Annotated in this window: 11 protein-coding genes; 5 read left to right on the forward strand and 6 right to left on the reverse strand. The window is 71.9% G+C overall.

What is annotated here, in order from left to right; translation table 11 throughout:
- Nucleotides 1–159 precede the first annotated feature (159 nt).
- On the reverse strand, nucleotides 160–1911 hold the full coding sequence (locus ACGF7U_RS03445) for an acetyl/propionyl/methylcrotonyl-CoA carboxylase subunit alpha (RefSeq protein WP_393102467.1): 1752 nt from the start codon (nucleotides 1909–1911) through the stop codon (nucleotides 160–162).
- A 147-nt stretch (nucleotides 1912–2058) separates the two neighbouring features.
- Here ACGF7U_RS03445 and ACGF7U_RS03450 point away from each other — a divergent pair, with 147 nt between their 5' ends.
- The 4 genes from ACGF7U_RS03450 to ACGF7U_RS03465 all read left to right on the forward strand — a co-directional run bounded on the left by ACGF7U_RS03450 (nucleotide 2059) and on the right by ACGF7U_RS03465 (nucleotide 5877).
- Nucleotides 2059–2667: a PadR family transcriptional regulator gene (locus ACGF7U_RS03450; protein WP_393102926.1), complete on the forward strand. Its 609-nt coding sequence runs from the start codon at nucleotides 2059–2061 to the stop codon at nucleotides 2665–2667.
- Between the two features lie 129 nt (nucleotides 2668–2796).
- Nucleotides 2797–3756: an ATP-binding cassette domain-containing protein gene (locus tag ACGF7U_RS03455; protein WP_393102468.1), complete on the forward strand. Its 960-nt coding sequence runs from the start codon at nucleotides 2797–2799 to the stop codon at nucleotides 3754–3756.
- Between the two features lie 20 nt (nucleotides 3757–3776).
- The gene (locus tag ACGF7U_RS03460; protein WP_393102469.1) at nucleotides 3777–4532 is read left to right on the forward strand and encodes an ABC transporter permease; all 756 of its coding nucleotides are present in this window, start codon (nucleotides 3777–3779) and stop codon (nucleotides 4530–4532) included.
- Between the two features lie 97 nt (nucleotides 4533–4629).
- A complete protein-coding gene (locus ACGF7U_RS03465; protein ID WP_393102470.1) occupies nucleotides 4630–5877 on the forward strand; it encodes an MFS transporter in 1248 nt (415 codons plus the stop codon).
- Between the two features lie 76 nt (nucleotides 5878–5953).
- On the opposite strand, the gene ACGF7U_RS03470 is transcribed toward ACGF7U_RS03465, so the two are convergent.
- The 5 genes from ACGF7U_RS03470 to ACGF7U_RS03490 all read right to left on the reverse strand — a co-directional run bounded on the left by ACGF7U_RS03470 (nucleotide 5954) and on the right by ACGF7U_RS03490 (nucleotide 10678).
- On the reverse strand, nucleotides 5954–6607 hold the full coding sequence (locus ACGF7U_RS03470; protein ID WP_393102471.1) for an O-methyltransferase: 654 nt from the start codon (nucleotides 6605–6607) through the stop codon (nucleotides 5954–5956).
- A 9-nt stretch (nucleotides 6608–6616) separates the two neighbouring features.
- Nucleotides 6617–7273, reverse strand: a complete 657-nt coding sequence (locus tag ACGF7U_RS03475; RefSeq protein ID WP_393102472.1) for a Maf family protein — start codon at nucleotides 7271–7273, stop codon at nucleotides 6617–6619.
- 17 nt (nucleotides 7274–7290) lie between these two features.
- Nucleotides 7291–8403, reverse strand: coding sequence for a type VII secretion-associated serine protease mycosin (gene mycP, locus ACGF7U_RS03480; RefSeq protein ID WP_393102928.1), 1113 nt, complete (start codon nucleotides 8401–8403; stop codon nucleotides 7291–7293).
- Between the two features lie 1450 nt (nucleotides 8404–9853).
- Nucleotides 9854–10321: a hypothetical protein gene (locus ACGF7U_RS03485; RefSeq protein ID WP_393102473.1), complete on the reverse strand. Its 468-nt coding sequence runs from the start codon at nucleotides 10319–10321 to the stop codon at nucleotides 9854–9856.
- Nucleotides 10322–10465: 144 nt separating this feature from the next.
- Nucleotides 10466–10678, reverse strand: coding sequence for an acyl-CoA carboxylase subunit epsilon (locus ACGF7U_RS03490; protein WP_393102474.1), 213 nt, complete (start codon nucleotides 10676–10678; stop codon nucleotides 10466–10468).
- A 92-nt stretch (nucleotides 10679–10770) separates the two neighbouring features.
- On the opposite strand from ACGF7U_RS03490, the gene ACGF7U_RS03495 reads away from it, so the two are divergent.
- Complete coding sequence (locus ACGF7U_RS03495) at nucleotides 10771–12702, forward strand: protein kinase (RefSeq protein ID WP_393102475.1); 1932 nt, start codon at nucleotides 10771–10773, stop codon at nucleotides 12700–12702.
- Nucleotides 12703–12716: the final 14 nt, after the last annotated feature.

The raw sequence follows: 12716 nt of genomic DNA on the forward strand, positions 1-12716 counted from the left end.
GGCGGGGCGCTGCGCCCGGTCAGAGATCGGCGAGCGCCGTCGGGGCCGGCGATCGGGCGAGCGCCGTCGGGGCCGGCGATCGGGCGGTGGCCCCTGCCGGGGCCGGCGATCGGGCGAGCGCGGCCGGTTCCGGCGAACGGGCGGTGGCCCCGGCCGGGGTCAGGCGATGGTGCAGATCGCCGCGCCGGCACTGATCACGGCGCCGACCTCGGCGGCCAGGCCGCTGACCGTGCCCGCCTTGTGCGCGTGCAGCGGCTGCTCCATCTTCATCGCCTCCAGCACCACCACCAGGTCGCCCTCGGCGACGGTGTCCCCGTCGGCCACCGCGATCTTGACGATCGTGCCCTGCATCGGCGAGGTGAGCGCGTCGCCGCTGACGGCGGCCCCGGCCTTGGTCCCGCCGCCCCGGCGGGCCGACTTGCGGGCGGCGGGCGCGGCGGCGGTCGTACCCCCGCCGAGGCCGGCGGGCAACACCACCTCCAGGCGCTTGCCGCCCACCTCGACCACGACGGTCTCGCGCTCGGCCGGCGCCTCGGCGGCGCCGGCGGCGGCGGCGAACGGCGGCACGGTGTTGTCGAACTCGGTCTCGATCCACCTGGTGTGCACGGTGAACGGCTCGGCGGTGAACGCCTCGTCCCGGACGACCAGCCGGTGGAACGGCAGCGCGGTGGCCATGCCCTCGACGACCATCTCGTCCAGCGCCCGGCGGGCCCGCTCCAGCGCCTCGGTACGCGTCTCGCCGGTGATGATGACCTTGGCCAGCAGCGAGTCGAAGTTGCCGCCGATCACGTCGCCGGCCGAGATGCCGGTGTCCACCCGGACGCCGGGGCCGGTGGGCAGCCGCAGCGCGGTGACCGTGCCGGGGGCGGGCAGGAAGTTGCGGCCCGGGTCCTCGCCGTTGATCCGGAACTCGATGGAGTGCCCGCGCGGCGTCGGGTCCTCGGTGAACCGCAGCTTCTCGCCGTCGGCGATGCGGAACTGCTCGCGGACCAGGTCGATGCCGGCGGTCTCCTCGGTGACCGGGTGCTCGACCTGGAGGCGGGTGTTGACCTCCAGGAAGGAGATGGTGCCGTCGGCCCCGACCAGGTATTCCACCGTGCCGGCGCCGTGGTAGCCGGCCTCCCGGCAGATCGCCTTGGCGCTGATGTGGATCTGGGCGCGCTGCGCGTCGGTGAGGAACGGCGCGGGGGCCTCCTCGACCAGCTTCTGGTGGCGACGCTGGAGCGAGCAGTCCCGGGTGCCGACCACGATCACGTTGCCGTGCTGGTCGGCCAGCACCTGCGCCTCGACGTGGCGCGGCTTGTCCAGGTAGCGCTCGACGAAGCACTCGCCCCGGCCGAACGCGGCGACCGCCTCGCGGGTGGCCGACTCGAACAGGTGCGGGATCTCCTCCATCGTGCGGGCCACCTTGAGCCCGCGCCCGCCGCCGCCGAAGGCGGCCTTGATGGCGACCGGCAGGCCGTGGTCGACGGCGAACGCCATCACCTCGTCCGGGTTGGCCACCGGGTCGGGGGTGCCGGGCACCAGGGGAGCGCCGGCGCGCTGGGCGATGTGCCGGGCGGTCACCTTGTCGCCGAGGTCGCGGATCGCCTGGGGGGTGGGGCCGATCCAGGTCAGCCCGGCGTCGATGACGGCCTGGGCGAAGTCGGCGTTCTCGGAGAGGAAGCCGTAGCCGGGGTGCACCGCGTCGGCGTCGGCCTTGGCGGCGACCTCCAGCAGCTTGTCGATGCGCAGGTACGACTCGGCGGCGGTGTCCCCGCCGAGCGCGTACGCCTCGTCGGCCAGCGTGGCGTGCAGGGCGTCCCGGTCGGAGTCCGCGTAGACGGCGACGCTGCCCAGACCGGCGTCGCGGCAGGCGCGGATGACGCGGACGGCGATCTCGCCGCGGTTGGCGATGAGTACCTTGCGCACCTTGGGGGCTCCTCCCGGGAGGTTACTGACCGGGAGTGTATCGGCCACCCTGAGGACCCTAACGATCGCTCAGTGTGGGATGCCGCACTGTTCCGCCGAGCCTTAGTCAAGTTTGCCTATTACGCTCTTCCGGTGTCTGCCACGCGAATGATGATCCTCGGGCTGGTGCGGTGGATGCAGCCCGTGCACGGCTACGACGTGCGCCGCGAACTGCTCAGCTGGAACGCCGACAAGTGGGCCAACGTGCAACCCGGCTCGATCTACCACGCCCTGCGCAAGCTCACCGAGGAGGGGCTGCTGCGCGAGGTGGCCACCGAGCAGGTGGGCGCCCGCCCGGCCCGCACCACGTACGAGGTGACCCCGGAGGGGGAGGAGGAGTTCGAGAGGTTGCTGCGCGGGCTCTGGTGGCGGTTGCACGAGCCGCCGGACCCCTTCGCGGCGGCGTTCTCCTTCCTGCCCGCGCTGCCGCGCGAGGAGGCGGCGGCGGCCCTGCGCAACCGGGCGAACCTGCTGCGCGCCGGTGTCGAGTGGATGCGTGCCTCGTTGAGTTCTGACTGGATGCGTGACACCAAGCCGGTGCACGTGGGGTGGATGTTCGAGCTCTGGACGGCCCGGTCGGAGGCGGAGATCTTCTGGTGCGAGCGCATCGCGGAGCGGATCGAGTCGGGGGTGTCGTACCTGCCTGACGGATTGGAGCGGGCGCAGGGCTGGGAGGGCTGGGAGAAGCGGCTGCCGCCACGGCCGGACGCCGATTAATCAACGTTGACCATAAAAGCTATATCGCGTTAGCCTGCTCGCGACGCACGGGGGAGCACGCCGTCCGGCGTCGTCTCCACGGGACAGGCAGGCGGCCGGTCGCGCCGGCCCCGACGACCAGGAGCAGAGATGATCGAGACCAGAGGGTTGCGGAAGTCGTTCCGCTCCCGTGAGGGTCGCCAGACGAAGACCGTCGACGCGGTGCGCGGCGTCAACCTGCAGGTCGCCGAGGGGGAGATCTTCGGGTTCCTCGGCCCCAACGGCGCCGGCAAGACCACCACCCTGCGGATGCTGGCCACGCTGATCGAGCCCGACGGCGGCGAGGCCACGATCGCCGGCGCCGACCTGCGCAAGGACCCGGCCGAGGTGCGCCGCCGCATCGGCTACGTCGCCCAGGGCGGCAGCACCTGGGACGAGTCCACCGCCCGCGAGGAGCTGGTCCTCCAGGCCCGGATGTACGGCATCGGCAAGGCCGAGGCGCACCGGCGGGCCGCCCTCGCCCTCGACGCCTTCCAGCTCACCGAGTACGCCGACCGCAAGTGCAAGACCTACTCCGGCGGCCAGCGGCGGCGGGTGGAGATCGCCCTCGGCATCATCCACGAGCCGAAGATCGTCTTCCTGGACGAGCCCACCAGCGGCCTCGACCCGCAGAGCCGCGCGCACATGTGGGACGAGATCCGCCGGCTGCGCGCCGACGGGATGACCGTCTTCATCACCACGCACTACCTGGACGAGGCCGACGCGCTTTGCGACCGGATCGCGATCATGGATCACGGCGAGGTCGTCGCGGAGGGCACCCCGGCGGACCTGAAGCGCGAGATCTCCGGCGACGTGGTGCTGGTCGGGCTGGACGCCGCGGCCACCCCGCAGGCCGCGCAGCTGCTCGACAGCGAGCCGTACGTCAACAAGCTGGAGACCGCCGACGAGGGCGGCCTGCGGCTCTACGTCGACGAGGGCGCCACCGCCATCCCGCAGATCCTGCGGCGCGTCGACACCGGGGGCCTCGCGCTCAACTCCATCGAGCTGCACCGGCCCAGCCTCGACGACGTCTTCCTCACCAAGACCGGCCGCTCGCTGCGCGAGTCCTGACCCCAGACCGGAGAGACCTCATGAAACTCGCCCGTGACACCTGGCTGATCTTCCAGCGCCAGCTCCAACTCCTGCTGCGCAACCCCGTCTGGGTCTTCGTCGGCGTCTTCCAGCCGGTGATGTACCTGCTGCTCTTCGCCCCGCTGCTCAAGCCGGCGCTGAACGCGCCCACCCAGGCCGAGGCCTACAAGATCTTCGTGCCCGGCCTGCTGGTGCTGCTGGCCATCTTCGGCGGCCTGTTCCAGGGCTTCGGCCTGATCGCCGAGCTGCGCGCCGGGGTCATCGAACGCTCCCGGGTCACCCCGGTCAGCCGGCTGGCCCTGCTGCTCGGCCGCTCCCTGCGGGACGTGGTGTCGCTTATCGTGCAGGCGGTCATCATCACCCTGCTCGCGCTCCTGTTCGACCTGCGCGTCTTCATCGTCGACCTGCTTCTGGCGTACCTCATGCTCGCCCTGATCGCGCTGATGACCTCGGCCGTCTCCTACGGCGTCGCGCTCAAGGTCAAGAGCGAGGACGCGCTGGCCCCGCTGATGAACACCGTGGCGCAGCCGGTGCTGCTGCTCTCCGGCATCCTGCTGCCGCTCACGTTCGCGCCCGGCTGGCTCCAGGGCGTCGCCGAGTGGAACCCCTTCTCCTGGGCCGTCGACGGCACCCGGGCCCTCTTCGCCGGCGACCTCGGCGACGACAAGGTCTGGCAGGGGCTGACCATCATCGCGGTGCTCGCCGCGGCCGGCGTCTTCTGGGCGGCCCGACAGTTCGCCCGCACCGTCCGCTGAGGTCGACGCCTGCGGTGCGGGAGGCCCTTCCCGCCCCCTGGGAGACCTGCCTCTCACCCGAGCGGGGCGCCGGCCGGACACTTGTACCGTAAGGCCGGTGCCCCGCCTCACCCGTGACCGGATCACCTGGCTGACCTACGCCCAGCTCGGGCTGTGGGGCTTCTTCCTCTACGGGTTCGGGCCGGTCGTGCCGCTGCTCCGCGACGAACAGGGCACCTCGGCCGCCGTCGCCGGCCTGCACAGCACCGGCATCGCCGTCGGCGCGCTGGCCGGCGGGGCGCTCTTCGCGCCGCTGGCCCGCCGGGTCGGCCGCGGTCGCGCCGTCTGGGTCGGGCTGGCCGGGGTGGCGTGCGGCGTCGCCGCCCTCGGCACCCTGCGTGCCCTGCCCGCCACGATCACCGCCGTCGCGGTGGTCGCCACCTTCGGCATGATGGTGATCAGCGGCGTGTCCGTCGTGCTCACCGCCCGGCACGGCGCCGCCGCGCCGGCCGCGCTGACGGAGGCCAACGCCGCCTGCGCCGGCATGGGCATCCTCGCGCCGCTGGTCATCGGCGCCAGCGTCGACGCCGGGTGGGGCTGGCGGCCGGTGATGGCCGTCGAGGCCGGCCTGATCGCGCTGGTCGCGCTCGCCGCCCTGACCTTCCGCGTACGCCTGCCGGAGGCCGCCCCCGCTGCCGCGGCTCCCGGTGGATCACCGGCCGGCGACCCGGCCGACGTAGGCTCGAATCGGGCTGTTCCCGCCGGGACGGCCGCCCGGCGGCTGCCCTCGGCCTACTGGATCGCCTGGGTGCTGATGGCGGTCACCGGCTCGATCGAGGTGTGCCTCTCCCTCTGGACCGCCGACGTGCTGCGCTCGCACGCCGGAATGGCGGCCGGCACGGCCTCGGCCGCAGTCGCCGCGATCGTCTGCGGCATGTTCGTCGGCCGGCTCGCCGGCGGCCGGATCGCCCTGCGGTACCGGCCGGTGCCGCTGCTGCTGGCCGCGCTGGGCGTGTCGCTGCTCGGCTTCGCGCTGTTCTGGGTCGCCCCGGTCGGCTGGCTCGCCGTCACCGGCCTCGTGGTGCTCGGCCTCGGCAACGCGCTGCACTACCCGCTGGCCATCTCGATCGCGCTCGCCGTCGCCGGGCCGGCCGCGGACCGGGCGGCCGGCTGGGCGTCGTACTCGATGGGGGTCGGCTTCGGGATCGCACCGGTCGCCCTCGGCTGGGTGGCGGACGGAGTGGGGCCCCACCTGGCGTTCCTGCTGCTGCCGGGCTTCATCGCCGCGGCCGCGCTGCTCGCCGCCCGCCTGGGCCGAGCCCTGCGCCCGGCTCCCGCCGAGGTCCGCGCCCCGGCCCCCGCCTAACTCGGATCCTGGTAGGAAACGGCCCCTCCAGGGGCCGTTTCCTACCAAGATCGCGCGGGGCACCTTCCGGTGGCCGTCAGTGCACCCGGGCCAGGGTCAGGCCGTCGGCGATCGGGAGCATCACCGCGTCCACCCGGACGTCGGCGAGCACCTCGTCGTTGAACGCGGCGATGGCCCGGTCGTCGGCGTTCTGCGGGGCGATCACCCGGCCTCCGCGCAGCACGTTGTCGACGGCGATCACTCCGCCGGGACGCATCCGGGGCACCAGCTCCGACCAGTAGATCGGGTAGCCCGTCTTGTCGGCGTCGATGAACGCGAAGTCCAGGTGACGCTCGTGGGGCAGTTCGCGCAGCGTGTCGCCGGCCGGGCCGATGCGCAGCTCGATCCGGTCCTGCACGCCGGCGCGGGCCCAGTAGCGCCGGGCGATGCCCGTGAACTCCTCCGAGATGTCGAAGCAGGTCAGCCGCCCGCCCTCGGGCAGCCCCCGGGCGATCGCCAACGACGAGAGCCCGGTGAAGGTGCCCACCTCCACGGCCTGCCGCACGCCGAGCAGCCGGGTGAGGAAGGTCAGGAAGGCGGCCTGCTCCGGCGCGACCTGCATCTGCGCGTCGTCCGGCAGGGCGGCGCGGGTCTCCTCGGCCAGGTCCCGCATGATCTCGTCCGGTGGCGAACCGTGCGCCACCAGGTACGCGTGCAGTTCCGACGTGAGCGGGATCGACTTCGTGGTCATGAACGGACGCTAGCCGAGCGGTTCGACCGACTGGTTGCCGGGCGCGACCTTCGTCCACAGATCAGTGATCCGCAGGTCCAACTCGGACAGCAGGCGGCGCAGCATGGGCAGCGAGAGCCCGATGACGGTGCTCGGGTCGCCCTCGATCCGCTCCACGAACGGCCCGCCCAGCCCGTCGATCGTGAAGGCGCCGGCCACCGCGAGCGGCTCGCCGGTGCCCACGTACGTGGCGATCTCGTCTTCGCTGACGTCGGCGAAGTGGACGACGGTGGAGGCGACCGCCTCGGCCCGACGCCCCGCCACGATGTCGATGAGGCAGTGCCCGCTGTGCAGCACGCCGCTGCGCCCCCGCATCCGCCCCCAGCGCCGGGTGGCGTCCGCCGCGTCCGCCGGCTTGCCGAGGATCTCCCCGTCGAAGGCCAGCACCGAATCGCACCCGATCACCAGCGTCCGCTGGCCGTCGGTCGGCCGCAGCCGGGTGAGCACCGCCTGCGCCTTCAACCGGGCCAGTTCCAGGCAGAGCTCCTCGGCCCGCTCGGTGACCACCTGGGACTCGTCGACGCCGCTGACGAGCACGTCCGGTTCGATCCCGGCGGCCTGGAGGATCTTGCGGCGGGCGGGGCTCGCCGAGGCGAGCACGAGGCGGAGCGGCATGGATTCGGACACGTCGCCGACGTTACCGGTCAACGGCTCACGCGGGGTGGGGGGTCGTCACCTCGGCGACGCCTGCGGGCGATCAGCGCCCATGTCCCACCAGCGGCCACGATCACGCCGAGGGTGACCAGGCCGCGAGCGGTCGCCCCGTCGTCGCTTTCGCCGTCAGGTTCCGCGACCGCTGTCGTGGTCGAGGAGGCGTGGGTCGGAGCGCTCGCCGTCGCCGACCCGAAACCCAGCGGAGGTACGTCCGCCGTCAACGCGGCCACGAGGTCGATGACCCCGTACCCGTACTCGTCGTCCCGTCCAGGTGGTCCCTTGTCGACGGCGGTAGCGACAAGCCGATGCGCCACCTCCGACGCTGACAGGTCCGGGTACTTCGACCTAATCAGCGCCACCGCGCCTGCCACGATCGCGGTAGCGCCAGATGTTCCGGCGCCCTTCGAGTACTTCCCGTCGTAGCTGGTGCTATAGATATCGACAGCGGGAGCAGCTACATCGACCTCGGCTCCGGTAACCGAGAGAGTTGCACGTTTGCCGGTGCGATCGATGCCCCCGACGGCGATGACGCCTGGGTGTCTTGCAGGAAAGCCAACTGCCTGATTCCGAGGCCGGTTTCCGACTCCAGCAACTATCACCAAATCTGAGGCCAAGGCGCTATCGATAGCACGGCGGAGTCGGGCACTGCTCGCGCCGACAGACGAGATATTGATTACATCTGCACCTTTGGAAACGGCGTATTCGATGCCTTGTGCTAGCGCGTCGGGCTCGCCTTCGCCGTTAGGCGGCGAGTCAAATATCGGCAGAATTTTTGCCTTCGGTGCTATACCGAGTGCTCCTATTCTCCCACCCTGTCCGTGCGCGGCGATCAGACCCGCCATCGAGGTTCCATGGCTGTCCCGATCGCGCCGGCCGTCACCGCTACCACCTGGAATAAGATCTATTCCCGGGAGTAGGTTGTCGCGTAAGTCGGGATGTGGGTCCACTCCGGTGTCAGGGACAGCGACCATTACCCCCGCGCCCTGCGTTAGTTGATGCGCTTCAGTGATCTTCAGATACGTCAAGTGCCATTGGTCGCTGCGGATTCGGTCGGCGCCATTGGGTCTAGGTGCAGCGTGGGCCGAAACCATATTGGGAGGCATGGCTAAGCTCAATGCCGTTGCCGCGACAATTGCAACCGCAAGGCCCGCGCGGGCGGGATCTGGCTTCACCGATTGAAGCCGATGGCAGGGCCAGGGTCGATGGGCCCCTCCTCATCCGGCGGCCGAACCACCGGCGCGACTCCCTGATCCGTTGCCCAGGGTTCGTCGGGATCCCAGCGTCGGACGTCTGCCCTATGGCTGTCACGACGTTGAGGCCGGCACGGAACTCCGCCTACACCGGTTGTGCTCCCTGCGCTTCCTAGATTGGCCGGGCCAGGGGCCCCTCCCAGTGGCGGTATCCCGTGCAAAGCTCCAGAGCCCCGGCCGCTGCCAGGACGGGAGCCGGCAGCCCCCGTTGGTGCGGTGCCTGCGCCTCCGCCGCCGATCACGCCGCCGATCGGATTGACTCTGCGAGGCTGCGAGTTGCTGGTGCCGGGCTGTCCAAGTCCCATCCCTGAGGCTCCGCCGATGAGGCCGCCAGGAGGCATGGGTCGAGGCGATGCGCTGGGTAGGCTGTTGACTCCTCCTGAAGCGGGCCGCCCGCTGTGTCCGGGCTGTCCTGGCAGTGGACGAGGCGTGCCTGGGCGGCTACCAGGTGACGGCGGAATCGTTGGTGGCGTTCCTGAGCTCGGCGACGGTGTGGTTGACGGCGCCTGCGGCAACGCAGGGCTGGGGGGCGCTGGCGCCAAACCGGTACCTGCCCCGCCAAGTACCGGTCCGACGGCTGGAGTTACCGGAGTAGGTACCTGTCGAACAACGGGCGCTGGACGAGGCGTCGTCGATGTGGAAGTGGTCGGCAGCGGCACCGGGACGATTGGCGGTATGACCGGTGCGCCGCCGCCGCTCCCATACACGTCCGGCTTCTCCGACTGAATCGGAGGACGGCCGGCTGGCGGCTTTTGGAGCATTACTTGGGCGTGTTGGAGTTCGCCGCTGAGGCCGTACATGATGCCGCGAGCCTGGACGTTGAGCCGTTCCAGGTCGGCGTCGGTCACCGGGCGGTCGGGGACCCGGCTGCCCATGGCCGCCTTGGGGTCGGCGAGCGTCGCCTCGTACGTCCGCTTCTCCTGGAGCTTGACGGCGTACTCGTCGTAGATCTTCTTGAGCTGGGCCCGGGTGGTCCCGATGGCCTGTGTCGCGGCGGAGAGCGCGGTGTAGTTGGTGGCGGCCGCGTCGTGCGTGCGCTGCACCTTGTCGATCAGGTCGTCGAGTTCGCGGACGTACGCCCGGGCGGCCTCGTTGGTCTCCGGGTTCCATGCCTCCGCCAGCCCGCGGCGGTATTCCTGGAGCCGGCTCAGGTGGGTCCGGGCGAGGTCGCAGACCTTGCGCCAACCGGCGACCTGCTTCCAGTGGTTGGTGGTGTCGTGGTCCTGGAGGCAGGCCCACATGCTGGCCACGTCCATCAGGCGCCAGTCGGTCAGGCCGGACGTGCGGCCGCTGCCCCGCTCGATCACGGCAGCACCACCGGCCCCGAACCCGGTCCGGTCTCCGGCCCGGTGGGATCGCGCAACACGGGTGACGGGCCGCGCGGCGCGGCGGCCGCCGGGTTGGCGAGCGCCCGCTCGACGTCGGCCACGCGGGCGGACGAGAAGGCGTCGGAGTCGGTGTAGCGGCTGGCCACCGTGCCGGCGGCGACGGCCAGGTGGCCGGTGGCGTCGCGGACGCCCCAGACGATCTCGGCGGTGGCCTGCTGCGTCTCGTGGTGTGTGCGCAGGAAGTCGACCAACTCGATGAAGGCGTCGGCCGGGTTGGGCACCGGAGCCCGCATGTCCTCGGCGATGTACGACAGGTGGGGGGCGTAGTTTCGTTCGACCTCGGCTCGGAGCTTGTCGGCGAACTCGCGTAACTGCCGGATGTCCGCCTCGATGCCGCCGTAACCGCGGAGCCAGGACGCTGGACGGTCCTCCTCGGGGATCATCGGCCCTCCCTACCCGTCACTGCGCCGTTTCCCTGAGTGAGGTTAATGGGTCTCCGGCGATGTCGGCAGCCCCAACCCCGCACTCTCGGGCCGTCCGCGGGTGGGTAGGCGCGGCGAGCTGCGGTGATCCGTACCGGGAAAGGGTCAGCGGGGCAGGCCCGACGCCCGCCAGGCGCCAGGACCGGCCACGGGCGTCGCGGCGGCCGGGCGGCCGCTGCGCGACCACGCGGACGCGGCGACCGGCGAGGGGGCGGCGGCCGGCCGGGACCGGACGACGATCGCGCCCACCAGCGCGGCCAGTTCCTCAGCGGTGGGCACCCCGCGGACGACCCGGAACAGCGGCTCTTCGGTAGACATGGCGCCAGCGTACGCGGCGCGGAGGCTGACCTGAACCGCGCAGTGGCGTGCCGGCGGTGTGAGCGTCGTGCCCGCCGGGTACCGTCTGGGCGATGTCGAACGCGCTGCCCCAACTCGTCGCTGACCGATACCGGCTCATTTCGCCGCTCGGTCAGGGTGGCATGGGTCGGGTGTGGAAGGCGCGCGACGAGGTGCTGCACCGGGACGTGGCGATCAAGGAGCTGGTTCCGCCGCCCAGCCTCACCGACGACGAGCGCCGCGAGATGCGGGAGCGGTCGCTGCGTGAGGCCCGGGCCATCGCCCGGCTCAACCACATCAACGTGGTCCGCATCTTCGACGTGCTGCGCACCGACGGCGACCCGTGGATCGTCATGGAATACGTGGCGTCGAAGTCGCTGCAGGACACCCTCGCCGAGGACGGCCCGGTGCCGCCGGCGCGCGCCGTCGAGATCGGCCTCGGCGTGCTGGGCGCACTCAAGGCGGCGCACAAGGCCGGCGTGATGCACCGCGACGTCAAGCCCGGCAACGTGCTGCTCGGCAACGACGGCCGGGTGGTGTTGACCGATTTCGGTCTCGCCACGATCCCCGGCGACCCGAACGTGACCCGCACGGGCATGGTGCTCGGCTCGCCCGCGTACATCGCGCCGGAGCGGGCCCGTGACGGCACCGCCGGGCCGGAGGCCGATCTCTGGTCGCTGGGCGCCACCCTCTACGCCGCGGTCGAGGGCAAGTCGCCGTACGCCCGGCCGTCGGCGATCGCCACCCTGGCGGCGCTCGCCACCGAGGCACCCCCGCCGCCGAAGAACGCCGGCCCGCTCAAGCCGGTGCTCAACGGCCTGCTGCGCAAGGACCCGAACGAGCGGATCACCGCCGAGGTGGCGGAGAAGCTGCTGCGCCGCGCCGGCGGCAAGCGGACCCGCACCATCCCGCTGCTCGACGGCGTACGTCGGCCGGGGCCGAACGGCCCGCGCGAGCCGCGCCCGCCGCTGGTGCCGGCGCCGCGACCGGCCGAGGCGCCGTCCGCCAAGCCGGTCAGCCCGCCGGCGCCCCGTACGCCGCACGAGACCGCCGGGGCCGCGGCCGCGGGAGTCGCCGCCGTGTCTGACGGCGCGTCCGCCGCGGTCTCCTCGGATCTCGCCCCGACCGCCAAGGTCGCGCCGGCCACCTCCGACAGCGCCCCGACGGCGAAGGTCGAGGCGCCGAACCCGGCGGACGGCGACCCGAAGACCGAGCCGGTGAGCCCCGAACCCCGCGGGCCGGTGAACCCCACCTCGGTGATGCCCGCGCCGGTGAGCCCGCCGTCCGGCCGCGCCACGGTGGTGCCGTCCGAGCTCACGAAGCCGAACAACACCCGGCGCAACGTGCTGATCGGCGTGCTGGTGGCGCTGCTGCTGCTCGGCCTGGTGGTGATCGTGCCGATGCTGACCAGCGGCGACGGCGAGGACGGCGGCGGCACCCCGCAGGCCGACCCGACCACCGCCGCCTCGCAGGCGTCGCCGCAGTCCTCCGCGCCGGCCCCGCCCACGAGCGCCGCGCCGAGCCCGACCCCGTCGGTCAGCCCCTCCACGGACCCGGACGCGTTGCCGGCGGGCTGGAAGCTGCACAAGGACCCCGCCGGCTTCGCGCTGCCGCTGCCGGAGGGCTGGGTGCGGCGGCAGCCGAACGGCGACACGGTCGTCTTCAACCAGTCCAACGGGGTGGGCAAGTTGCTGGTGCAGTGGACCGCCCGGCCGAAGGCGGACGCGTACGCCGATTGGAAGCAGCAGGAGCCCCACCGCAAGAATATCGTCGGCAACTACCAGTACCTCAGCATCGAGCGCTGCGACTTCTGGAAGACCTGCGCGGACTGGGAGTGGCTGGAGACCCGCGACGGCACCCGGATCCACGTCCGCAACCGGGGCTTCGTCACCGCCAGCAACCGGGGTTACGCCCTGCGCTGGGAGGTCGCCGCAAAGGACTGGCAGGCCAACCTGGCCAACTTCGACCGGATCGCGAAGGGCTTCAAGCCCGACCGCCAGGACTGACCCGCGGGATTCGT

This window comes from Micromonospora sp. NPDC047670 (assembly GCF_043204915.1).
Lineage (GTDB): Bacteria > Actinomycetota > Actinomycetes > Mycobacteriales > Micromonosporaceae > Micromonospora.

Bases quoted from the DNA above. Each gene is read 5' to 3' on its own strand.
- ACGF7U_RS03450 (WP_393102926.1), top strand. From the start codon at position 2,059: ATGATGATCCTCGGGCTGGTGCGGTGGATGCAGCCCGTGCACGGCTAC.
- ACGF7U_RS03455 (WP_393102468.1), top strand. From the start codon at position 2,797: ATGATCGAGACCAGAGGGTTGCGGAAGTCGTTCCGCTCCCGTGAGGGT.
- ACGF7U_RS03460 (WP_393102469.1), top strand. From the start codon at position 3,777: ATGAAACTCGCCCGTGACACCTGGCTGATCTTCCAGCGCCAGCTCCAA.
- ACGF7U_RS03470 (WP_393102471.1), bottom strand. From the start codon at position 6,607: ATGACCACGAAGTCGATCCCGCTCACGTCGGAACTGCACGCGTACCTG.
- mycP (WP_393102928.1), bottom strand. From the start codon at position 8,403: ATGCCTCCCAATATGGTTTCGGCCCACGCTGCACCTAGACCCAATGGC.
- ACGF7U_RS03485 (WP_393102473.1), bottom strand. From the start codon at position 10,321: ATGATCCCCGAGGAGGACCGTCCAGCGTCCTGGCTCCGCGGTTACGGC.
- ACGF7U_RS03490 (WP_393102474.1), bottom strand. From the start codon at position 10,678: ATGTCTACCGAAGAGCCGCTGTTCCGGGTCGTCCGCGGGGTGCCCACC.
- ACGF7U_RS03495 (WP_393102475.1), top strand. From the start codon at position 10,771: ATGTCGAACGCGCTGCCCCAACTCGTCGCTGACCGATACCGGCTCATT.